22 protein-coding genes are annotated in these 22,438 nt (G+C 70.1%); 17 read left to right on the top strand and 5 right to left on the bottom strand.

Translation table 11 applies throughout. The annotated features are described in order from the left end of the window. From B4V06_RS07045 to B4V06_RS07035, 3 genes are all read left to right on the top strand, one after another. A partial coding sequence (locus B4V06_RS07045) for a phosphopantothenate/pantothenate synthetase (RefSeq protein WP_498168621.1) occupies positions 1-605 on the top strand: 605 nt, incomplete at its 5' end. Positions 606-754: 149 nt separating this feature from the next. Continuing rightward, on the top strand, positions 755-1,204 hold the full coding sequence (locus tag B4V06_RS07040) for an Lrp/AsnC family transcriptional regulator (RefSeq protein ID WP_123114776.1): 450 nt from the start codon (positions 755-757) through the stop codon (positions 1,202-1,204). 86 nt (positions 1,205-1,290) lie between these two features. Continuing rightward, on the top strand, positions 1,291-2,445 hold the full coding sequence (locus B4V06_RS07035; protein WP_123114775.1) for a DUF63 family protein: 1,155 nt from the start codon (positions 1,291-1,293) through the stop codon (positions 2,443-2,445). A 22-nt stretch (positions 2,446-2,467) separates the two neighbouring features. On the opposite strand, the gene B4V06_RS07030 is transcribed toward B4V06_RS07035, so the two are convergent. Continuing rightward, positions 2,468-3,133 carry an O-methyltransferase gene (locus B4V06_RS07030; protein ID WP_498168617.1) on the bottom strand — a complete coding sequence of 222 codons (666 nt, stop codon included), beginning with the start codon at positions 3,131-3,133 and terminating at the stop codon, positions 2,468-2,470. A 114-nt stretch (positions 3,134-3,247) separates the two neighbouring features. Between B4V06_RS07030 and B4V06_RS07025 the strand changes: the two genes are divergently transcribed. Next, on the top strand, positions 3,248-4,924 hold the full coding sequence (locus B4V06_RS07025) for an acyl-CoA mutase large subunit family protein (protein WP_123114773.1): 1,677 nt from the start codon (positions 3,248-3,250) through the stop codon (positions 4,922-4,924). Between the two features lie 64 nt (positions 4,925-4,988). Here the strand turns inward: B4V06_RS07025 and B4V06_RS07020 are convergent, their stop codons facing one another. Continuing rightward, a complete protein-coding gene (locus B4V06_RS07020; protein ID WP_123114772.1) occupies positions 4,989-5,789 on the bottom strand; it encodes a formate/nitrite transporter family protein in 801 nt (266 codons plus the stop codon). 118 nt (positions 5,790-5,907) lie between these two features. Between B4V06_RS07020 and mce the strand changes: the two genes are divergently transcribed. After that, positions 5,908-6,294, top strand: coding sequence for a methylmalonyl-CoA epimerase (mce, locus tag B4V06_RS07015; RefSeq protein ID WP_498168614.1), 387 nt, complete (start codon positions 5,908-5,910; stop codon positions 6,292-6,294). A gap of 58 nt (positions 6,295-6,352) precedes the next feature. On the opposite strand, the gene B4V06_RS07010 is transcribed toward mce, so the two are convergent. After that, on the bottom strand, positions 6,353-8,557 hold the full coding sequence (locus B4V06_RS07010) for a S9 family peptidase (RefSeq protein ID WP_498168612.1): 2,205 nt from the start codon (positions 8,555-8,557) through the stop codon (positions 6,353-6,355). Positions 8,558-8,696: 139 nt separating this feature from the next. On the opposite strand from B4V06_RS07010, the gene B4V06_RS07005 reads away from it, so the two are divergent. The 9 genes from B4V06_RS07005 (at position 8,697) to B4V06_RS06965 (ending at position 16,401) form a co-directional block, all read left to right on the top strand. Continuing rightward, positions 8,697-9,416 carry a cyclase family protein gene (locus B4V06_RS07005; RefSeq protein WP_498168610.1) on the top strand — a complete coding sequence of 240 codons (720 nt, stop codon included), beginning with the start codon at positions 8,697-8,699 and terminating at the stop codon, positions 9,414-9,416. Positions 9,417-9,529: 113 nt separating this feature from the next. Beyond that, entirely contained in the window at positions 9,530-9,811 is a 282-nt protein-coding gene (locus B4V06_RS07000; RefSeq protein ID WP_004595867.1) for a 50S ribosomal protein L44e, read from the top strand. Between the two features lie 2 nt (positions 9,812-9,813). After that, the gene (locus tag B4V06_RS06995) at positions 9,814-9,987 is read left to right on the top strand and encodes a 30S ribosomal protein S27e (protein WP_008004084.1); all 174 of its coding nucleotides are present in this window, start codon (positions 9,814-9,816) and stop codon (positions 9,985-9,987) included. Positions 9,988-10,005: 18 nt separating this feature from the next. Next, complete coding sequence (locus B4V06_RS06990; protein WP_498168605.1) at positions 10,006-10,806, top strand: translation initiation factor IF-2 subunit alpha; 801 nt, start codon at positions 10,006-10,008, stop codon at positions 10,804-10,806. 30 nt (positions 10,807-10,836) lie between these two features. Beyond that, a complete protein-coding gene (locus B4V06_RS06985; protein ID WP_123114767.1) occupies positions 10,837-11,022 on the top strand; it encodes an RNA-protein complex protein Nop10 in 186 nt (61 codons plus the stop codon). 83 nt (positions 11,023-11,105) lie between these two features. Further along, a complete protein-coding gene (locus B4V06_RS06980; RefSeq protein WP_123114766.1) occupies positions 11,106-11,858 on the top strand; it encodes a proteasome assembly chaperone family protein in 753 nt (250 codons plus the stop codon). An 80-nt stretch (positions 11,859-11,938) separates the two neighbouring features. Then, complete coding sequence (locus B4V06_RS06975; protein WP_123114765.1) at positions 11,939-13,105, top strand: thiolase C-terminal domain-containing protein; 1,167 nt, start codon at positions 11,939-11,941, stop codon at positions 13,103-13,105. Next, positions 13,102-13,578: a Zn-ribbon domain-containing OB-fold protein gene (locus tag B4V06_RS06970; RefSeq protein WP_123114764.1), complete on the top strand. Its 477-nt coding sequence runs from the start codon at positions 13,102-13,104 to the stop codon at positions 13,576-13,578. Before B4V06_RS06975 ends, B4V06_RS06970 begins: the two co-directional genes overlap by 4 nt. An 84-nt stretch (positions 13,579-13,662) precedes the next feature. Next, positions 13,663-16,401 carry a sensor histidine kinase gene (locus B4V06_RS06965; RefSeq protein WP_498168600.1) on the top strand — a complete coding sequence of 913 codons (2,739 nt, stop codon included), beginning with the start codon at positions 13,663-13,665 and terminating at the stop codon, positions 16,399-16,401. Positions 16,402-16,423: 22 nt separating this feature from the next. Here the strand turns inward: B4V06_RS06965 and B4V06_RS06960 are convergent, their stop codons facing one another. Beyond that, positions 16,424-17,194, bottom strand: coding sequence for a VOC family protein (locus B4V06_RS06960; RefSeq protein ID WP_123114762.1), 771 nt, complete (start codon positions 17,192-17,194; stop codon positions 16,424-16,426). Positions 17,195-17,386: 192 nt separating this feature from the next. Here B4V06_RS06960 and B4V06_RS06955 point away from each other — a divergent pair, with 192 nt between their 5' ends. The 3 genes from B4V06_RS06955 (at position 17,387) to B4V06_RS06945 (ending at position 20,870) form a co-directional block, all read left to right on the top strand. Then, a complete protein-coding gene (locus B4V06_RS06955; protein ID WP_498168597.1) occupies positions 17,387-18,523 on the top strand; it encodes a UbiA family prenyltransferase in 1,137 nt (378 codons plus the stop codon). A gap of 87 nt (positions 18,524-18,610) precedes the next feature. Then, the gene (locus B4V06_RS06950) at positions 18,611-20,365 is read left to right on the top strand and encodes a sensor histidine kinase (protein WP_498168595.1); all 1,755 of its coding nucleotides are present in this window, start codon (positions 18,611-18,613) and stop codon (positions 20,363-20,365) included. Between the two features lie 73 nt (positions 20,366-20,438). Next, on the top strand, positions 20,439-20,870 hold the full coding sequence (locus tag B4V06_RS06945) for an EamA family transporter (protein ID WP_123114759.1): 432 nt from the start codon (positions 20,439-20,441) through the stop codon (positions 20,868-20,870). 75 nt (positions 20,871-20,945) lie between these two features. On the opposite strand, the gene B4V06_RS06940 is transcribed toward B4V06_RS06945, so the two are convergent. Next, complete coding sequence (locus tag B4V06_RS06940; protein ID WP_498168592.1) at positions 20,946-22,193, bottom strand: RNA-guided endonuclease InsQ/TnpB family protein; 1,248 nt, start codon at positions 22,191-22,193, stop codon at positions 20,946-20,948. Between the last annotated feature and the right edge of the window lie 245 nt (positions 22,194-22,438).

The following is a 22,438-nucleotide window of genomic DNA, read 5'->3' as shown; positions in this document are numbered from 1 at the left end:
TCCCGAGCGCGGACCGCGCCGCGCGCGCCGCGGCGGCGACGCTGCTCGCGGCCGATCACCCGGTGATCTCGGTGAACGGCAACGTCGCCGCGCTCGCCCCCGCGGAGACGGTCGAGCTCGCCGACACGGTCGACGCCGACCTGGAGGTGAACCTCTTCAACCACACCGACGAGCGCGTCCGGCGCATCGCCGACCACCTCCGCGAGCACGGCGCCGACGCGGTGAAGGGGCTGACCGGCGACGGCGAGATCCCCGGGCTGTCGCACGCCCGCGGCGTCGTCGACGCCGACGGGATCGAGGCGGCGGACGTCGTCGTCGTCCCGCTCGAGGACGGCGACCGCGCCGCGGCGCTCGACGCGATGGGGAAGACGGAGATCGTGATCGACCTCAACCCGGGGAGCCGGTCGCCGCAGACGGCGGACGTGCCGATCATCGACAACCTGATCCGCGCGGTCCCGAACGTCACGGCCCACGCGCGGGACCTCGCCGACGCCTCGGAGGAGGAACTGCGGGAGATAGCGGCGGAGTTCGACGCGGACGAGGCGCTCGCGGCCGCGGAGACCGCGATCCGTGAGGGGTCGTTCGCGACGCCGGACGAGTCGTAACCGGCCGAGCCGCGGCCGGCCGGTCGCGTCGGCTAAGTCGCAATCGGCCGGGTCGTCACCGCGACCGGGTTCCGGGAGTTGTTGGGAATACGACGGATAGCGTCCCGCTACGCCGGAACTGCAAAGTCACCGCGCGACCTAGCGCGACCATGGAACTCGACGAGACGGACCGCGCGATCCTCAGGATCCTCCAAGAGGACGCCCGGACGCCGTTCTCGGAGGTCGCGCGCCGAATCGACATGTCGAGCGCGACCGTCCACGACCGGGTGGGGCGGATGGAGGAGGCTGGCGTCATCCAGGGGTACCACGCCGAGGTCGACCCCAAGGCGGTCGGGTACGGCGTCAGCGCGTTCGTCGGGCTCCGCGTGGAGCAGGGGCGCGAGGAGGACGCGCTCGAACGGCTCCGCGACATCGAGGGCGTCAGCGAGATCCACCTGACGACCGGGGAGTGGGACGTAATCCTCCGCGTCGTCGCCGCGGACACCGACAGCCTCCGCGATCTGATGTTCGAGCGGATCGCGGAGATGGACGGCTTCTCCCGGTCCCAGACGATGATCATCCTCGGCACCGACTTCGAGGCCGACGGCCCGCCGATCTGAGGGGCGGCCGGGCCGCGGGGCGGGTCCGAGCCGCGGGGCGAGTCCGGACCGGAACGCTCAACTCGGGAACGGTCCGAACGGGAATTATGAGCACACCGGTCGCCGAACGGGTCGGGCAGTCACCGGAGCGGGCGTGGGCCGCTGTCGTCGGCGGGATCGCGCTCCTCCTCGCGATCGGGTCGGCCGTCTTCCCGCGAGCCGTGTACGACCGGTTCGTCTGGCAGTACTTCTGGGGACCCGTCGTCGCCGACGGTCGGGGCGCGCAGTGCGCCGTCCGAGACGCCGGCGGCACGGAGCTGCTCGGGAGTTCGTCGGCGTGTCAGGCGGCCGTCGGCGCGGGCGAGGTCGTCGCGTTCCCGGGGTACACCACCGTCTCGACGGTGAGCTACGTGGTCGTCCTGCTGGGGATGCTGATCGGCGTCGTCTTCCTGCTCCGCCGGCTGGATATCGGCGACGAGCTCCGGTTCTTCTACGCGCTGTTCCCGTTCATGCTGCTCGGCGGCGCGCTCCGCACCGTCGAGGACTCGGGGGTCGCCGCGCTCCGCGCCGGCACGGAGCCGCTGATCCCCTTCCCCGCGAGCGCGCTGCTTATCAGCCCGTTCATCTACTTCACCGCGTTCGGGTTCACGCTCGCGTGCGTCCTCGCCGCGTACGGGCTGGCGAACCGCGGGATCGTCGACGACTACGCCAGACCGCTGTTCGCGATGGGAGCGCTCGCGCTCGCGGCGTCGCTCGCCTACCTCTCGTACCTCGCCGCCGCGACCGACTACGTCGAGTTCTACCCGCAGGTGCTCGCGTTGACGCTGGTCATCGCGACCGTCGCGGCCGCGGTCACGTGGAAGGTCGCGACCGCGTACGAGCCGACGATCCGACAGGGGACCGGCGTCGCGGGGATCATCATCATCTGGGGGCACGCGATCGACGGCGTCGCCAACGTGATCGGGCTCAACTGGATGCCGGCGCTGACGGGGACGGCGAACCTCGTCCCGAAACACGTCGTCAACGCGCTGATCGTGAACTGGACCGGCCGGCTCCTCCCGGACTCGATCCTCGCCGTCACCGGCGACGCGTGGCCGTTCCTGCTCGTGAAGCTCGTGGCCGCGACGTTCGTCGTCTGGGTGTTCAACGGCGAGATGTTCGAGGAGTCGCCGCGCTACACGCTGATGCTCCTGATCACGGTGCTCGCGGTCGGGCTCGGTCCGGGCACGCGTGACATGCTGCGCGCGACGTTCGGTATTTAAATAGAACGCGCTGCGCACCGCCTCACGCCACCTTCGTCGACACCGCGATGCCGGAGCCGACCGGGAGGATCGCCGTCTCGACCGCGTCGTCGGAGCGGACGGCACCGACGTACTCGCCGATCCCCCGAGTCTCGCCGTCGCGCTCGGGGTCGGGCAGCGGCGCTCCCTCCTCGAAGTGCGCGACGAGGTCCGCGAAGTCGATCGGGCCGCGCGTGATGTTGTCGGCCACGATCACCCCGCCGGTCCGGACCTTGGGGAGGACGGTCCGGTAGGCCTCCGCGTAGCGGCTCTTCTGGTGGTCGATGAGGGCGATATCGAAGGGACCGTCGTAGCGCTCGATCGTCTCCATCGCGTCGCCGACCTCGAACGTCACGCGGTCGGCGTAGCCGCCGTCTGCGGCGAACCGGACGCCGCGCTCGGCCTCGTCCTCGTCGAACTCCGTGCAGATCACCGCCTCGGCGCCGCCGCGCAGGAACCACGTCGCGGAGTAGCCGAAGCCGGACCCGAACTCGAAGACGCGCCGGGCGTCGGTCAGCCGTGCGAGCAGCCGGAGCACCGACCCCGCATCCGGCCCGATGATGGGGAATCCCCAGTCGTCGGCCAGCTCGGCCATCGCCGCCTGCGTCGCGGTGTGTTCTGGCGCCGTCGCGGCGAGGAAGCGCTCGGCCGGGTCGGAGAGGACGTCCATGCGTACGAATTGACCGGACGCCACTTGAAACCGGTCGCCGGCGACCACGCGAGGCGGCCGAGACCACGCCATTCCCGAAAAGGGTTAAGTCACGGTCGAACGACTGATTCAGTAATGTACGATCCCGAGGAACTGGCCGAGATACGGGAGGCCAAGGAGTCGTGGGAGGCGGGGACCTACGGCGAGACGGTCGACCGGTTCGGGGAGCGCAAAGACACGTTCACCACCGACACGGGCGGTCAGGAGGTCGATCCGCTGTACACGCCGGCCGATATCCCGGACCACGACTACCGCGAGGATCTGGGGAACCCGGGCGAGGAGCCGTACACGCGCGGCGTCTACTCGACGATGCACCGCGGGCGGCTCTGGACGATGCGCCAGTACGCGGGGATGGGCACCGCCGCGGAGACGAACGAGCGGTTCAACTACCTCATCGACGAGGGCTCGTCGGGGCTCTCGATGGCGTTCGACCTGCCGACGCAGATGGGGTACGACTCCGACGCCGCGATGGCCGAGGGGGAGGTGGGGCGCTCGGGCGTCGCCATCGACACCCTCGACGACTTCGAGACCGTCTTCGACGGGATCCCCTTAGACGAGGTGTCGACGTCGATGACGATCAACGCGCCCGCCGCCGTCCTCCTCGCGATGTACGTCGCGATGGGCGACGAGCAGGGCGTCCCGCGCGAACAGCTCCGCGGGACCATCCAGAACGACATCATGAAGGAGTACATCGCGCGGAACCTCTACATCTATCCGCCGAAGCAGTCGATGCGGCTGATCACGGACATCTTCGACTTCTGCGCCGACGAGGTCCCCAACTTCAACACGATCTCCATCTCCGGCTACCACATCCGCGAGGCCGGCTCGACCGCCGCCCAAGAGGTCGCGTTCACTCTTGGGGACGGGATCCAGTACGTGCAGGCCGCGATCGACGCCGGTCTCGACGTCGACGAGTTCGCCCCGCAGCTCTCCTTCTTCTTCAACGCCCACAACAACGTCTTCGAGGAGGCCGCCAAGTTCCGCGCCGCGCGCCGGATGTGGGCGCAGATCATGGAGGAGCGGTTCGACGCGGAAGACCCCAAGTCGAAGCAGCTCAAGTTCCACACCCAGACCGGCGGCTCCACCCTCACCGCCCAGCAGATCGAGAACAACGTCGTCCGGGTCGCGTATCAGGCGCTCGCGGCGGTGCTCGGCGGCACCCAGAGCCTCCACACCAACGGGAAAGACGAGGCGCTCGCGCTCCCCACCGAGAAGTCGGTCCGCACCGCGCTGCGCACTCAGCAGATCCTCGCCCACGAGTCGGGCGCGGCCGACACGATCGATCCGCTCGCCGGGTCGTACTACGTGGAGAACCTCACCGACGGGATCGAGGAGGAGGCGTTCGAAATTCTGGAGGAGGTCGACCGCCGCGGGGGGATGTTGGAGGCGGTCGAGAGCCAGTGGGTCCAGCGGCAGATCCAGGACGTCGCCTTCGAGCGCCAGCGGGAGATCGAGGAGGGCGAACGCGTCATCGTCGGCGTCAACGAGTTCGAGGTCGACGAGGAGCCGGAGATGGACCTCGAAGAGGTCGACCCCGAGCAGGAGCAGAACCAGCGCGAGCGGTTACAGGCGGTGAAGGCCGACCGCGACGACGACGCGGTCGAGGACGCGCTCGGGGCGCTGCGCGAGGCCGCGCGGGGCTCCGAGAACGTGATGCCGCACATCGTCGACGCCGTGAAGGCGTACGCGACGGTTCAGGAGGTCTCGGACGTGCTCCGCGACGAGTTCGGGGAGTACAAGCCGGGGCGGTGAGGCGACCGGCCCGCGAGGGCGTCGGTGGACGACGGCGACGGTGGCGTCCGGCTTCGCGACGCGCTCAGTTCGCGCCGCGGACGACGTGGCCGTACTTCAGCAGCGCGACGAACACCGCGCCGCCGAAGGCGTTGCCGATCGTCGCCAGCACGAGGAACCCGGCGTAGTCGGACAGCGAGATGGCGTCCGAGACGATCAGCCCGAACAGCACCTCGACGTTGCCCGCGATCGAGTGCGGGAGGTGAAGGAGCCCGATCGTGCCGGCGACGATCAGCACGAGGAGGATTCGGGCGGTCGTGTCCTGTGCCGCCGCCACGAGCCACGCCAGCAGCCCCATCAGCCACCCGGCGAAGACCCCGCCGACGAACAGCCACGGGAGGTCGTGGTCGACGAGCTTCAGGGCGATGGTCTCGAACGACTTGGGGTCGACCACGCCGAGCTCCGGCATCAACAGGGTCACGAGCAGGGTGAACAGCAGGCCGCCGACGAGGTTCCCGACGTACACCAGCCCCCAGAGCCGGCCCAACTGTTTGAACGACGCCTGTCCGTCGAGCACCGGGATCACGGCCAGCGTCGTGTGCTCGGTGAACAGCTCTGAACGGCCCAGGATGACGAACATGAACCCGATGGAGTAGACGCTCGCCAGCAGCAGCTCGGTCCCGAGGTCGCCGAAGCTCCCCGGCGAGAGCGTTAAGATCACCGCCATCATCAGCGGGCCGAAGCCGATGTCGAGCCCCGCCGACAGCCCGGAGAGCAGCAGTCCGGAGCGCTCCCGCTGCATCTCATGGAGCGCGCTCTCGAGCAGCGAGCCGAGGATGTTCCGCGACGTCATCTGCTCCGTCGAGTCGGTCTGTGAGTCGCTCACTGGTGGAGTCGCCCGCCACTACTCGGGGCCAGTACCCAAGCCTTTGGATCCCGGCGGGCCCGGGGGGAATCGGAACCGGCTCGGTCGTTATAAGACAGCGGGGGCCGATCCGAGACGCATGCGATTCGATCACGTCGGTGTCGCGACGCGCGACGCCGCCGATCTCGCCGAGCTGTTCGACGGCCTGCTCGACGCACCGGTCGCCCACGACGAGACGTTCGACGGGATGGAGGTCGTCTTCCTCGAACTCGACGGCGGCGGCTACTTCGAGCTGTTAGAACCCGCCAACGGCGGCGCGATCGCCGACTACCTCGACCGGGAGGGATCGGGGATCCACCACGTCGCGCTCGCGACCGACGACCTCCCGGCGGCGCTGGACCGCGCCCGCGACCTCGGTGTCGATCTCATCGACGAGGAGCCGCGCCCCGGCGCGTGGGGCCACGAGGTCGCCTTCTGCCACCCGCGCTCGACTGGCGGGGTGCTCGTGGAGTTCGTCGAGCACTGAGGGCGGCGAGTCGCGCTCCGCGGTCGCGGGTCGCTCGTCCGACCCGACAGCCCGTGGCTCAGTCCTCTTCCGCGGCCGCGGGGTCGTGCGTCTCGTACCAGCCGAGGATCTTCTCTAGCCGGTGGATCGCCCGGTCCGGGTCGCCGATGTCGTGGTGCTCGTCCGGGTAGACGACGAGCTCGGCGTCGACGCCCTGCTTCCGGGCCGCGACGTACAGCTGCTCGGACTGCGAGGGCGGGCACCGCCAGTCCTCCCCGCCGGCCATCACGAGCAGCGGCGTCTCGATGTTCCCGGCGTCGAGGACGGCCGTCGAGGCGTCGTACGCCTCCGGGTTCTCCCACGGGAGCCCGTACTCCGCCTCGAACCACGTGTGCGTGTCGTCGGTGCCGAACGCCGACCGGAGGTCGTAGATACCGTGTTCCGGCGCCGCCGCGGTAAAGAGGTCGGGCTCCCGCGTGACGAGGAACCCCTGCGCGATCCCGCCGTACGAGAAGCCGTGCCCGAACACGCGGTCGGGGTCGACCCAGCCGCGGTCGGCGAGCGACGCGACGCCCGCGGCGATGTCGTCGACCTCGGCGGTCCCCCACGCGCCGGTCAGCTGGGCGGTGAACTCCCGGCCGCGGGAGGTGCCGCCCCGGTAGTTCGGGCGGAAGACGAGGTACCCGCGGCTCGTTAACGCGGCGTGCGCGAAGCTGAACACGGGCTCGTCGTACGACATCGGCCCGCCGTGGATCGCCACCACGAGCGGGTGGTCGCCGTCGGCCGGGTCGGCGTCCGGGTCGTGGTAGACGACGCCGTCGAGCGTCCAACCGTCCGACTCCCACTCGACGCGTGTCGGCTCCGGTACCGAGAACTCCTCGATCAGGGAGTCGTTGACGGCCGTGAGCCGGCGGAGCGACTCGGGCTCCGCCGGCGGGTCGGCGACCGTCGACCCGGAGTCGTCACCGGTCGGGCCAGCTTCGCCGTCGAGGTCGGCGACGTCGACCGCGTACAGGTCGGTCCCGTCGGTCGGGTCCGAGAGCACCGCCACCGCCGTCGAGCCGTTCGCGGCGACGTCGAAGCCGGCCAGCGCGCGGTCGCGCCCCTGCGCCGCGAACACGCGCTCGGCGGTCCCGTCGGTCTCCACCCGGACGAGCCGCGTGTGGCTCTCGTCGGCGATCGGGACGTAGATCGCTCCGTCGACCCAGACCGGCTCGCCACCGCGCGCAACCGTCCGGTCGAGGTCGGCCGTGAGGGAGGCGACGCCGTCGCCCGCCTCGCCCTCGTCTCTCTTACCGTCGTCCCTCCCGCCGCCGACGAGGTACACCTCGGCCGGCGCGGGCGGGTCGTCCGGGTCGCCCGCGACGGACGCCAGCTCGTCGCGTCCCGGGCGCCACGTCGGGACGCCGTGAGAGAGCTCGCCGCCGGTGAGCCGCTCGGCGTCGCCGCCCGCGGGCGACACCGCGTACACGTCGCGGACGGTGGTGTCGTCGGGCCGGTCGAGCCGGCAGGAGGTGAACGCGATCCGGTCGCCCTCGCCCCAGTGGGGGTCCATCCCGGCGATGTCCTGGAAGGCGCCGCCGCCGTACGCGTCGTCGAGGCGTCGCGGGTCGCTCTCGGGGTCGTCGAGGTCGACGACGAAGAGGTACGGCGTCACGTCGTCGGTCCAGCCGACGCCGTTCACCTTGTGCTGGAGCCGGGTCGTCTCGATCGGACCGCCCTCCTCGCGCACCTGATCGAGGTAGTCGGACTCCTCGTCGGTCGGGTCGCGCGACTCGATCACCAGCCGGTCGCCACCGGGCGACCAGTCGAAGTCGGCGACGCCCTCGTCGCGCTCCGTGACCTGTCGGGCGTCGCCGCCCAACGCGAGGTCGAACAGCCACACCTGGGGCTTGGGCTCGTCGTCGCCGGCGGGCGCGTCCCCGTCCTCGCCGTCGTCGTCTCCCCCGTTCTCGTCGTCCGCCGCTTCCGCCTCATCCCCGTCGCCCTCCTCGTCTCGGTCCCGCCAGCCGACCCGTCGCTCGACGTCGCGGTCGCGGGCGGCCACGAACGCGAGGCGGTCGCCGTCGGGCCCCCACGCCGGCGCGGAGGCGCCGGGCGCGCTCGTCAGCCGGTGCGGCTCGCGGGAGTCGTCGGTCGGGACGACGAAGAGGGAGTCGACCGCCTCGTCGGCGGCCTGATCGTACTCGGTCGCGGTGAAGGCGACGCGGTCGCCGGACGGGGAGAGGGAGACCTCGCCGATCTGCGTCAGGTCGTAGTAGGCGTCGAGCGGCAGCGCTGACATGGGCGCACCGAACGGCGGCCGGAGGAAATACGTTCGGGCCGCGGAGGTCGGCCGGGCCACGGAAGTCGGACCGACCGCGGCGGGCGGTGGAGTCCGCTCGCCCGTCGTTTTTAAGCGGCGGCGCGCTCCACCGGCGCACGTGTTCCGCGACCTCTCCCGCCCGATCGAGACGGGGATGCCGACCTACCCCGACGACCCCGAGGTGACGCTCGCGCCCGACGCGACCCACGAGGCCGACGGCTACGCGACGAGCGAGCTCCGGACCGGGACCCACGCCGGGACCCACGTCGACGCGCCCCGGCACACGCTCTCCGAGGGGGAGACGATCGACGAGATCGATCCGGGCCGGTTCGCGTTCGACGCCCGCCTCGTGGACCTCCGGCCGCTGGCGCCGCGGGAGGCGATCACGGCCGAGGCGCTGGCGGGGGCGGTCGGGGAGGGAGCGGGCGCGGCCGACGGCGACTCGGCGGAGGCCGACTCCACGGTCGACCTTCTCGTCTGCCGTACCGGCTGGGCCGCTCACTGGGGGACCGAGCGCTATCGCGACCACCCGTACCTGACCGAGACCGCTGCGACGTGGTGTCGAGAGCGAGGCGTCGGCGTCGGGCTCGACGCGTTCGGGCCGGACCCGACGCCGGCCGCGGACGGGTCGCTTCCGACGGACGACTCACCCCCGACGAACGACGAGCCTGACGGCACGCCCGCTCACGACGCCCTTTTAAATGGCGGCCTGCCGATCGTCGAGAACCTCCGCGGGCTCGCCGGGCTGCCGGCGCGGTTCCGGCTGTACGCGTTCCCGCTCCGCCTGCGCGGCGGGGACGGGTCGCCGGTGCGGGCCGTCGCGGAGTGGGAGGAGTGATCGGGCGAACCGCGGCGGGGTCGCGGACGCTCCGCGCGCCCGATCGCCGGCCGGGAGACAGACCAAACCCGTTTTAAGCGTCGGCGACGAACCGCGACTCAAGGTCGATATCCATGGAGATGCCACGTCGTTTCAACACGTACTGTCCACACTGTGACTCGCACCACGAGCACGAAGTGGAGAAGGTTCGATCGGGTCGGGCGACCGGAATGAAGCGAGACGCGCGCCAGCGGCGCCGCGCGCTCGCGACCATCGGCAACGCCGGCGGGTACTCGAAGGTGCCCGGGGGCGACAAGCCGACGAAGAAGACCCACCTGAAGTACCGCTGCGGCGACTGCGGCAAGGCCCACATGCGCGAGGGATGGCGCGCCGGCCGGCTCACCTTCCAGGAGTAAGCATGGCGGGAAGCTTCCACCGCGTCGCCTGCGGCGACTGCGAGAACGAACAGGTCGTCTTCGGCAAGGCCTCCTCCGTGGTGTCGTGCGCGGTCTGCGGCACGACGCTCGCGACCCCGACCGGCGGGGAGGCCGAGCTCCACGGCGAGATCGTCGAAACCGTTGAGGCGCGGTAACCGCCTCACCAACCCCGTATGAAGTACAGCGGCTGGCCCGAACCCGGCGAGCTGGTGGTCGGCGACGTCGACGAGATCGCCGACTTCGGCGTCTTCGTCGACCTCGACGAGTACGAGGACAAGCGCGGCCTCTGCCACATCAGCGAGGTCGCCTCCGGCTGGATCAAGAACGTCCGCGACCACGTCCGCGAGGGGCAGACGGTCGTCGCGAAGGTGCTCGAGGTCGACGAGTCCGCGAACCAGATCGACCTGTCGATCAAAGACGTCAACGAGCACCAGCGGAAGGACAAGATACAGGCCTGGAAGAACTCGCAGAAGGCCGACAACTGGATGCTCATCGCGCTGGGCGAGGACGTCGACGACGACCGGTACACCGAGGTCGCCAACGCGCTCCTCGCCGAGTACGACTCGCTGTACGACGCCTTCGAGGCGGCGGCGATAAGCGGCGACGAGGCCCTGGACGGGGTCGACGTCGACGACGACGCACGCGAGGCGATCGTCGAGGCCGCCCGCGACAACGTCTCGGTGCCGTACGTCGACGTGACCGGCTACGTCGACCTCGAGTCCGCGGCCCCCGACGGCGTCGACGACGTGAAGGCGGCGCTGGAGGCCGCCGAGGGCGACGGCGAGATCCCGGACGGCGTCGACCTCGAGGTCGGCTACGTCGGCTCGCCCGAGTACCGGATCAAGGTCCGCGCGCCCGACTACAAGACGGCCGAGGACCAGCTGGAGACCGCCGCGGCCCGCGCCCGAAAGGCGATCGAGGACGCCGGCGGCGTCGGCGAGTTCCACCGCGAGCGCCGCGAGGACGACGAGTAGTCGCTCCGACCGACGACTCTTTGTATACCCGTGAAATCCGACATCCGCGTCTGCACGAACTGGGAGACGGCTCACGACCGCCCGGTGTACACGCTCGGCGACAGCTGTCCCGAGTGCGACGGCCCGACCGCGAACAGCGCGCCCGCGCCGTTCAGCCCCGAGGATCCCTACGGCGAGTACCGGCGGCGCGCGCGGCGCCGCGGGGCGTCCGAGTAACACCGGTTCCGCGCCGACGTCGAGTCCCGCCCACAACGCCGGAATAGCCACCCTCTTGTGACCGCCGCCCGGACGGATGCGACATGGACGACATCGAGATCGACGAGGTGGCGACGCCGGAGCTCGACGACCCGGTGCTCATCGAGGGGCTCCCGGGCGTCGGCCACGTGGGGAAGCTGGCGGCGGAACACCTCCTCGAGGAGTTCGACGGCGAGTTAGTCCGCCGCGTGTACACGACGGAGTTCCCGCCGCAGGTGAGCGTCGACGGCGACGGGGTCGCGGAGCTGACCTGCGCCGAGTTCCACGCCGTCGAGACCGACGGCGCCGACCTGCTCGTGTTGACCGGCGACCACCAGGCCGGCTCGAACGCGGGGCACTACACGCTCACGACCACGTTCCTCGATATCGCCGAGGAGTTCGGCGCGACGCGGGCGTACGCGCTCGGCGGGGTTCCCACCGGGGAGCTCGTCGAGGAGTACACCGTGCTCGGCGCGGTCTCCGACGCGGACCTCATCGACGGACTGACGGAGGCCGGCGTCGAGTTCCGCCCCGACGAGCCCGCCGGCGGCATCGTCGGCGTCTCCGGGCTGGTGCTCGGGCTCGGCGGGCGCCGCGGCTTCGACGCCGCCTGTCTGATGGGCGAGACGAGCGGCTACCTCGTCGACCCCAAGAGCGCCCGCGCGGTGCTGGAGGTGCTCGAAGCGGTCCTCGACTTCTCCGTCGACTACGAGAGCCTGGAGGACCGTGCCGAGGAGATGGAAGAGGTCGTCGGCAAGATCCGCGAGATGCAGGACGGCCCCGCGGTGCCGGACGACGACCTGCGGTACATCGGGTAGGAGCCGGTTCGGCCGATTTTTAAACGGGAACGACCGCGCGTTCCGGCAAGGCTAAATCGGACCCGAATAATCGTTCGTTTATGACCGACGCACGCGTCGCCGGAGTCGGGCTCACGCGCTTCGGGAGCCACGAGGACCGCGCGGGACGCGACCTCTTCGCGACGGCAGCGGAGCGCGCGTTCGAGGACGCCGGCGTCCCGCGAGGGGACGTCGAGGAACTGAACTACGGGAACTTCATGGGCGCGCTCGCCGAGCACCAGGGCCACCAGGCGCCGCTGATGGCCGAGGCCGCCGGCGTGCGCTGCCCCGCGACCCGGTACGAGTCGGCGTGCGCCTCCGCGGGCGTCGCGGTCCGCGAGGCCGTCCGGACCGTCGCCGCGGGCGACGCCGACGTCGTCCTCGCGGGCGGGATGGAGCGCATGACGAACCTACCGACCGCCGAGGTGACGGAGGGGCTCGCGATGGCCGCCGACGACCTGTTCGAGGTGCGGTCGGGCGTCACGTTCCCCGGCGCGTACGCGCTGATGGCGACCGCCTACTTCGACGCGTACGGCGGGGAGCGCCGGGACCTGGCCCATATTGCGTCGAAGAACCACGCGAACGCGCTCCCGAACGAGTACGCCCAGTTCCGCCGGGAGGTGTCCGTCGACGAGGCGATGGACGCGCCGCCGGTCGCCGAGCCGCTCCACCTCTACGACGCCTGCCCGATCACCGACGGCGCGAGCGCGCTCGTGATCGTCTCCGCGGAGTACGCCGCGGAACACGATGTGGACGCCCCCGTCGCGGTGACGGGGACCGGACAGGGGACCGACCGGATGGCGCTCGGCGACCGCGAGTACCTCGCGCGCACGCCGGCCGCCGACGACGCCGCCGAGGCGGCCTACGCGGCCGCCGGCGTGGGACCGGACGACGTCGACGTCGCGGAGGTCCACGACTGCTTCACCATCGCCGAGGTGCTCGCCACGGAGTCGCTCGGGCTCTTCGAGGTCGGCGAGGGGATCGCCGCCGCGCGCGAGGGGGTCACGACCGCCGACGGCGACCTCCCGGTGAACCTCTCGGGCGGCCTGAAGGCGAAGGGGCACCCGGTCGGCGCGACCGGGGGCTCGCAGATCGCCGAGCTGACGCGGCTGCTCCGCGGCGACCATCCGAACAGCGAGCACGTCCCCGACGCCGACGTGGGCGTCGCGCACAACGCCGGCGGGACCGTCGCCAGCGCGGTCGTCCACGTGCTGGAGGTGGCGGAATGAGCGACGACGGCGCGGCGGAGAACGGTGGCGGCGCGGAGAGCGACGGCGGGGACGCGGACGCTACCGGGGCCGCGCCGACGCCGGTCACCGACGCCGACTACGACGAGTGGCTCGACGCGGTCGCGGCTGGCGAGGGCTACGCGCTCGTCTGTCCGGAGGGGCACGGGTCGCTCCCGCCGCGGCGGCGCTGCCCGGAGTGCGGGTCGACCCCGCTCTCGCGGGAACCCTTCGCCGAGACCGGCCGCGTGGAGACGTTCAGCGTCGTCCACGTCCCCTCGCCGCGGTTCGCGGACGACGCCCCGTACGTCACCGCCGTCGCCGACCTCGGCCCGGTCCGGACGAGCGGGGTCCTGCGCGGCGTCGACCCCGAGGGCGACGCGGTCGAGGTCGGGCTGTCGGTCGAGGTCGGCGTCGAGGAGCGGGCGACCGACGGGGAGCCGCTGGTGGTGTTCCGCCCGGTCGACGGCGAGTGAGGGCGCTCGGTCGCCCGTCCGGGGGACCGACGTTTCCGCTGCCCGACCAAATGGTTAAACGGCGGTCACCTGTAGTCGTGTCCAATGAGCGACCGGATCCGCGTCCTCCACGCCGACGACGACCCAGATCTCGCCGAAGTGACGAGATCGTTTCTCGAACGCGAGGACGAGCGGATCGACGTCGAAACCGTCCCGAACGCGACCGAGGGACTGGAGCGGATCGAGGCGGGCGGGTTCGACTGCGTCGTCTCCGATCACGACATGCCCGGACCGAACGGGATCGAGTTCTTACAGCGCGTCCGGGAGCGCGACCCTGACCTCCCCTTTATCCTGTACACCGGAAAGGGGTCGGAGACGGTCGCCAGCGAGGCGATCTCCGCCGGGGTGACGGATTACCTCCAGAAGGGCGGCGGCACCGAGCAGTACGAGATCCTCGCGAACCGGATCGCCGACGCCGTGATGAAGCGCCGCGCCGAGCGCGAGGCCGAGCGGACCCGGACCCACCTCCGCGCGATCACCGACAACTCGATGGACGCGATCGTCACCATCGACGAGGAGAGCACGGTCCAGTTCGCGAACCCCGCCGTGGAGCGGCTGTTCGGCTACGCGCCCGACGAGCTGGAGGGCGAGTCGCTGACGAAACTGATGCCCGACCGGAAGTCGGCGGAGCACACCGCGGCGCTCGAACGATACGTCTCCGGCGGCGACCCGAAGACGGACTGGTCGGCCGTCGAGTTCCCGGGCCGGCACCGCGACGGCCACGAGGTGCCCCTGTCGATCTCCTTCGGCGAGTTCGAGGAGGACGGCGAGCGCCGGTTCGTCGGGATCATCCGTGACGTGACGGAGCGCGAGCGGCATCGCGCGTTTCTCGAGCGCTCCAACGACATCGTCATGGCGCTCGACGCGGACGGGACGTTTCAGTACGTCAGCCCGTCCGCCGAGTCGCTGCTCGGCTTCGAGTCGGCGGAGCTCCTCGGCGAGAACGCGTTCGCGTACGTCCACCCGGACGACCGTGACCGGGTCCGCGAGGGGTTCCGGAAGTCGGTCACCGGCGACACGGAGAATCCGACGATCGAGCACCGGCTGGAGCGCGCCGACGGCGACTACTTGTGGGTGGAGTCGGTCGGCAGCAACAGGCTCGACGACCGCGGGATCGACGGGTACGTGATCAACACGCGGGACGTCTCCGACCGGAAGCGGCGCGAGGAGAAGCTGGCCCGCCTCCGCGAGTGGACGCAGGATCTCAACTACGCCCGGACGGTCGACGAGACGACGCAGCTGGCGGTCGACGCCGCGGCGGCGATCGTCGGAGGGGGGCTGAGCGGGGTCCACTTGGAGAACGAGGCGGGGGACGCGCTCGAACCGGCCGCGCTCGCCGAGTCCGTCCCGATGTTCTTCGACGAGCAGCCCTCGTACGACCGGGACGCGCCGCCGGGGTCGCGCGCGGCTCTCGTGTGGGAGGCGTACCGCGGCGACGAACCCATCGCCGTCGACGAGATCTCGACTTGGGACCAGCTCGACGAGGAGACGCCCGCGGAGAGCCTGGTGCTCCACCCGATCGAGGGCCACGGGGTGTTCGTCATCTCCGCCTCGACGGCCGAGGCGTTCACCGACACGGACGTCCTCATCGCCCAGATACTGGCGAACCACCTGGAGGCGGCCCTCGACCGCGTCGCCCGCGAGACCAGCCTCGAACGGCTCCACGACGCGACGCGGAGCCTGATCCGCGCGGACTCGCGGGAGGAGATCGCCGAGCAGATCGTCGACGCCGCGGCGGAGGTGCTCGGCTTCTCGATCACCACCGTCCGGCTCTACGACGAGGACGCCGGCGGGCTGGTCCCGGTCGCCGTCTCGGAGGCGGTCGAGGGGACGCTCCCCGAGCGACCGGTGTTCACGCCGGACAGCGGGAGCCTCAACTGGGCCGCCTACGAGGCGGGCGAGGTCCGGGTGTACGACGACATCGAGACCGTCGACGCCGTCGACAAGGGGACCGGACTCAGGAGCCTGCTGATCCTCCCGGCCGGCGAGTACGGAACGATATCGATCGGCGAGACCGAGCCGGGCGTGTTCGACGGGACCGACGAGTTCCTCGCGCGCATCCTCGCGACCGCCGCGGAGACGGCGTTCCAGTCCGAGGCGAAGACCGAGCGGCTCCACCGGCGGAGCGACGAGCTAGAGCGGCAGAACGACCGGTTAGAGGAGTTCGCCAGCGTCGTCTCGCACGACCTCCGCAACCCGCTCAACGTGGCGGAGGGGCGGGTCGAGCTGGCCCGAGACGACTGCGACACGCCGCATCTCGACATCGCTGCCCGGGCCCACGAGCGGATGGAGACCCTGATCGACGACCTGCTCACGCTCGCCCGAGAGGGAGAGCGGGTGAACGAGACGCGTCCGGTCGAACTCGCGTCGGTCGTCGAGTCCTGCTGGCTGAACGTCGACACCGCGAACGCGACGCTCGCCGTCGAGAGCGACCTGACGCTGCAGGCCGACGAGAGCCGGCTGCAACAGCTGATGGAGAACCTGATACGCAACGCGATCGATCACGGCGGCAACGGCGTCAGCGTCGCGGTCGGCGATCTCGACGACGGCGAGGGGTTCTTCGTCGCGGACGACGGCCCCGGGATCGACCCCGACGAGCAGGCAGCCGTGTTCGACGCGGGCTACTCGACCTCGGAGGGGGGTACGGGGTTCGGACTGCGGATCGTCGAGCAGGTGGCGACCGCTCACGGCTGGGAGGTGCGGGTGACGAACGATCCCGACCTGGGGGGCGCCCGGTTCGAGGTGAGCGGCGTCGAGGTCGCGGAGCGAGCGGTCGAAGAGTGAGCGGCGGTCGCGACGCCGCGGTCTACTCCCGGACGAGCAGTTCGACCTCGTGGCCGTCCTGGTCCTTCGTGAACGCGTAGTTGTGGTCGCACGACTCGGGGTCGCGGTAGTCCGGCGCCTCGCGGGTCATCAGCTTCTCCCACGCCTCGTCGAGGTCGTCGACGCGGACGCAGAGGTGGCCCCAGCCGTCGCCCATCGTGTACTCGCGGCCGTCGTAGTTGTAGGTGAGCTCCAGCTTCATCGCCTCCTTCGGGGCGTCCTCGGGGGCCATGAAGTAGTTCGAGAACGTGTCCGCCTCCCAGCGGCCACTCGGCTGCTCCGTGTACTCGAACTTGCGGGTCCAGTAGCCGAGCGCCTCGTCGGCGTCCTCGACGCGGATCATCGTGTGGTCGATGCTCCACTTCTCGCCGTAGTCGCGCTTGACGATCTCGATCTCGTGGCCGTCGGGATCTTTCACGAACGCGTAGCGGTTCCCGCAGGACTCGGGGTCGCGGTAGTCCTCGACGCCCTCCGCCATCAGCTGGTCGTACGACTCCTGGAGGGCGTCCTCGGGGACGCGCACGGCGATGTGGCCCCACGCGTCGCCGATCTCGTACGTGTGGTCGCCGTGGTTGTAAGTGAGCTCCAAGAGCGCGCCGTCCTCGTGGACGTCCTCGGGGCCGAGGTAGACGTTGGTGAACGTGTCCGCCTCCCAGCGGCCCTTCTCCTCGTAGTCGAGGTGCGTCTGGTACCAGTCGAGGCTCTCCTCTAAGTCCTCGACGCGGATCATCGTGTGGTCGAAGGTTCCGTCCATACGCGAAACATCGGCCGCTCGCCTCAAAAGCGTACTGAAGGGGGCACGGGCGACCGAGAGCGCGTCTCGGCTTAAAAATAAAGAATGAGGTATTTATTTTATTTAATTCTTTGTAGGTGATTAGATATATCCGGCGGTTCGAGTGCCAACTGGCGAGCGTCACCGGTCGGCGGGGGCGCTCGGCCTCGAACCATGTCCGAACAGATAGATCCGCCGTCGGACGCTACCGACGGCACCGATTCGCCGCATCGCTCCGAACCGTTCGCATCGACGACGCCACCGCGTCGCTCCGGGATGCGATCGGACGGATCCGTAACCGAACCGAGCGAACAGAAGAGTCCGCCGGACGCGTCCCCGACGCCGACCGGGACGACCGGCGACGGGCGGCGCCTGCTCGCCGCCTTCGCGTGGGGGTCGCCGTTCACCGCGCTCGTCGCGGCCGTCGAGGCGTTCGTCGCGACCGTCCTGCTGGGCGTCCCCGTGACGGCCGCCCCGGCGGTCGTCGCACTCGTCGCCTTCGCCGTGTACAGCATCGATCACGTCGCCGACGCCGACGCCGACGCCGCGTCGACCCCGGACCGGGCGCTGCTCGCCCGGCGCTACGGGGACCAACTGATGGTCGCCGCCACGCTCGCCTACGGGCTGGCGGTCGCGATCGCGGTGACTGGCGGGCCGCGCGCGCTCGCGCTCACGCTGCTGCCCGGCGCCTTCTGGGTCGTCTACGCCTCCGACTGGGTGCCGGACCTCGGGCGGGCCATCGGTACGGTCCTCGCGAGCGCGACCCCGGACCGCCGAGGGCTCGTCGGTCGCGCCGGCGCGACGGTCACCGACGGCGGGCGACGCAGCACCCTCCCGCGCCTAAAGGACGTGCTGGTACTCAACTCCGCCGTCGTCGCGGCGGCGTGGGCGATCGCCCTCACGTTCCTCCCGATCGCGTTCGGCGGGACCGCGCCGGGGCCGGTCGTCGCCGTCGTCTTCGCGTACTTCTTCCTGCGGTCGTTCGTCGACGCCGAACTCCCGAACGTCCGGGACGTCGACGCGGACGCGGCCGTCGGCGTCGAGACGCTGCCGGTCGTGCTCGGCGTCGAGCGGACGCGTCACCTGCTGTACGGCGTCGACATAGTCGCGGCGGGGACCGTGGCGGCCGCGGGCGCCACCGGCCTGCTTGCGTGGCCGCTCGCCGGCGCGCTCGGCGTCGGCATCGTCGCGTCGGTCTGTGTCACCGCGCTCGCCGGTCGAATCGAGGACGCGTCGGTCCTCGGCGTCGCGCCGGACTGCAGCTACATCCTCGTCGGGATCGCGGTCGCAGCGGTGCAGCTGGTCGGCTAATCGGCCCTCGCCTTCGATCCGCCGTCCCGCGGTGGCGTCGGCCCGACAGAGCAAAATGATTTATACCACCTTTGCGTGGAATAAACTGTGATCGGGTTGAGTCCGCTCTCCGTCGCGCTCCTCGCCGCGGTCGTGACCGGTACGTCGGGGGCGATCCTCGCGTGGCGGGAGCGGCCGGAGGCTGGCGCGACGTGGCTCGCGCTGCTGCTCTTCGGGCAGGTCTGGTGGACGACGTTCCTCGTCTTCGAGCTGGAGGCGTCGACGCTCGCCGCGAAGGCGCTCTGGTACGACGTGCAGTGGCTCGGAGTGGTGATCGTCCCGGTCGGATGGCTGCTGTTCGCGCTGGAGTACACGGGCCGAGACCGATACGTTCGCCCGGGCGTCGTGGCGGCGGCCTGCGTCGCGCCCGCGGTGACCGTCCTCGTGGTCGCGATGGGGGACCCCACCGGACTCATCACGGCCGACCGCCGGGTCGCCGACACCGCGGTCGGGTCGTTTCTCCGCGTCGACCCGGGGCCGTGGTACTACGTCATCGCCGGCTACACCTACCTGCTCGGGCTGATCGGGTCGGTCCCCATCCTCCGACTCGTCCGCGACGACGCCCGCCCGTTTCGGGGGCAGAGCGCGGCGCTGCTCGTTGGCACAGCGGTCCCGTGGGTCAGCAGCCTCCTCCACCTCACCGGAGCGATTCCGGTGCCCGGGCTCGACCCCACGCCGCTCGCGTTCGCCGTCTCCGGGGTCGCGTACCTCCTCGCGCTCTCGCGGTTCCGGCTGCTCACGCTCACGCCCGCGCCGCGCCGTCGGGCGCGCCAGCTGGTGTTCGAGCAGCTCCACGACCCCGTGTTCGTCGTCGGCACCGAGGGCCACATCCTCGACTTGAATCGGTGCGCCGCAGACGTGTTCGAGGTCGACCGCCGCTCGGCGATCGGCGAGCCGGCCGACGCGGTCGTGCCCCGGTACGACGCGCTCGCAGGTGAACGCGGCACCGTCGGCCCGCTCTCCGTCGTGGGACGGAACGGCCGGCGGCCGTACGAGGTCATGGTGCGAGGCGTGACCGATGACCACGGCCGGTCGATCGGCCGCGTCGTCGTCTTCCACGACATCGGCGAGTACCTCGGGCAACAGCAGCGGCTGAACGTGCTTAACAGGGTGTTCCGCCACGACGTCCGGACCGAGACGAACCTGATTCACGGGTACGCCGACCAGCTGCGCGCGGACCCGAGCGACGAGCGGGCGCTGTCGGTCGTCAAGCAGAGCGCCTCGCGGATCCTCGATCTCAGCGAGCGGACCCGGACAGCGAGCGAGCTGTTCGACCCGGTTTCGGAGCCGGACCCGCCGGTCCCCCTGGGCGAGGTCGTCGCGGAGGCCGCCGCCGACCTCCGCGAGGAGTATCCGCACGCCGAGGTGACGGTCGACGGCGACGTGCCGGACGTGCGGGTGCCGGCCACGCTCCGCGTCGTCGCGGCGAACCTCTGTTCGAACGCGGTCGAGCACAACGACGCGGCGTCGCCGTCGGTGTGGATCGAGGCGACGATCGAAAGCGGGTGGGTCGAGCTCTCCGTCGCCGACGACGGACCGGGGATCGACCCCGCGGAGTACGAGGCCCTGACGCACGGCGTGGAGACCCCGCTGGAGCACGGCAGCGGTATCGGCCTGTGGATCGTGAAGTGGGGGATAGACCAGGTCGGCGGACGGGTCTCCTTCGCGGAGCGGGAGCCTCGCGGCACGGTCGTCACGGTCTCCGTCCCCGTCGGGGACGTGCCGTCGGGAGACTCGCCGCCGGGCGACGCGGAGGGGTCCGGGACGATCGCATCCGGAGACCCCGCGAGCCTCGGTCGGTAGACGCGAGTCGGGAGACGCGGGTCGACGGGCGCGGGTCGGTAGGCACTTACTTCGCCCCGACCGACCGAGGGATATGGACGCTACCTATCTCCCCTACGCGCTCCTCGCGATGGGCGCGTACGCGCTCGTCTCGCCGCTGATGCGCGTCGCGACCACGGGCCCGGACGCGGTCCCGAGCGACGTCGCCGTCGTGGTCTCGAACACGCTGCTCATCTGTATGGCCATCGGCGTGCTCGCGTACACCGGTCAGGGGTTCGTCACCCACCTCGGGTCGCCGAAGATCCTCCACGTGCTCGCGGCCGGTGTGTTCCTCGGGATCGGCATCCTCGCGCTGTACCGGTCGCTCGCGCTGGGACCGGTGAGCGTCGTGACGCCGATCTTCGCGATGTTCCTCGTCTTCTCGTCGGTGATCGGCTTCCTCTTCCTCGGCGAGTCGTTCACCGCCCGGAAGGCGCTCGGGATCGTCCTCGCCGCCGCGTCGGTGTACCTCGTGTCCGGCGCGTAAACTACCCTACCCTCCTCCCTCGGCGCTACGCGCCTCGGTCCTTGAGGGTAGGGCTTTGATGTGGACTCCCGGCAATCAGTCCCCAGCAAGAGGCTGGTGACTCTCACCGTTCAACATCCCACCATTCACACGCACGTCTACTTGTGCGTCTCCGCTCCCCGACTTGGGCGAGGAACGGAGTTTGTGTTGTCGCTTCCGAGCGTACCGCACGCCAATATTCTTTGCGGCGTTGTAATCCGCGTTCACCTCGTACCCGCATTTCTGGCACGCGAACTGTTCGCCGTGGCGGTTGCCGTCGTGCGTAAACCCACAGTCCATCCGAGAACAGCGTTGGGATGTATGGGTCGGCTCGACCTGCTCTACGGAGACTCCCTGTTCAGGGGCTTTGTAGGAGACGTATTCAAACAGGCGTCGGAACGCCCAGACGTGGTGCCACTTCGCGTGTGGAAGCCGCTCTCGAATGTCGCTCAAGTCCTCGAACGCGATTACGTCGCAGTCGTGTTCGACGGCTTCCGAGACGAGTTCGTTGGCGATCGTGTGGATGTACTGTTTGCGCCAGGCTTCCTCTCGCTTCCCGAGGCGAAGCAGGGCCTTGTGTGCGGCCTGCGTGCCGCGCCGTTGCATCTCGCCACGTCGCTTCTCGAACTCACGACACCAGTGGTCGTAGTCGTCCCCCTGCCAAAACGTGCCAGTTGAGGACACAGCGAGGCTGTTGACGCCGAGGTCGATACCGAGGACCGTTTGGTCGGAGTGCCCGGTATCTTCCGAAACCTCATCGTCACCGTCTGTCCGCCGCGTCGAAATGTTGAGGTAGAACTCGTCAGTGGCCGCGTCGTACCGAAGCGTACTCTCGCAGAACTCGTAGTTCTCGGAGAGTACGTACCGCTCGTAGGGCGTCGGACTGTCTGCTGGGAGAACGAACGACGGTTCGACTCGGCCCTCAACAGTCGCCAGCGACACCTTGTTCCGGTAGAAGGTGGCGCTCCGCGTGTCGTAGTCCATCGTTTCAGCAGTGAACGTCGGTTGAGAGACGCGCTGTCCCTTTTTCCACCGTTCGACACACGCTTTGACGGCTTCGACAGCGCGTTTGATAGCGGCTTGGACAAGTTGGGCCTGTAGGTCTGTCTCCTCTCGAAGGTCGGCGTAGAGCGCGTCACGAACCTCTCGCTTGTTGGTCTTACACTCAGTGTAGGAGGTGTCGGACCAACAGTAGTCGGCGGTTCGGTTCGCGCAGTACAGGTATTGCTCGGCGGTTCGGTGGAGTGCGTCGCGTTGCTCGTCGGAAACGGCGAGTTTCACGACGGCGGTTCGACGCACGCCCATAGTTTCAGGGGGTACCCGACGGTACTTATACGCTTGGGGGTCGGTCGGTCGCGGTGTGGCGGTTGTGTCGTCCCATGTCGGTTTCCTCCCCGACCTACTCGCTCACTCCGTTCGCGCCTTGAGGTCGGGGGCTCCACCTCGAAAATGCTGAGGTCCGTCATGTTCGCCCCCGCCGTCGCCGTCTTCGTCGCCGTCGGCCGATCCGGAAACGCCCGCCGCGTGACGAAATCCCTTTAGCGCGGACC

The sequence above is a fragment of the Halorubrum sp. B53 genome (assembly GCF_059752395.1).
Note: the sequence above shows the minus strand (reverse complement) of the source record. Positions and strands in the feature narration are given on the sequence as shown.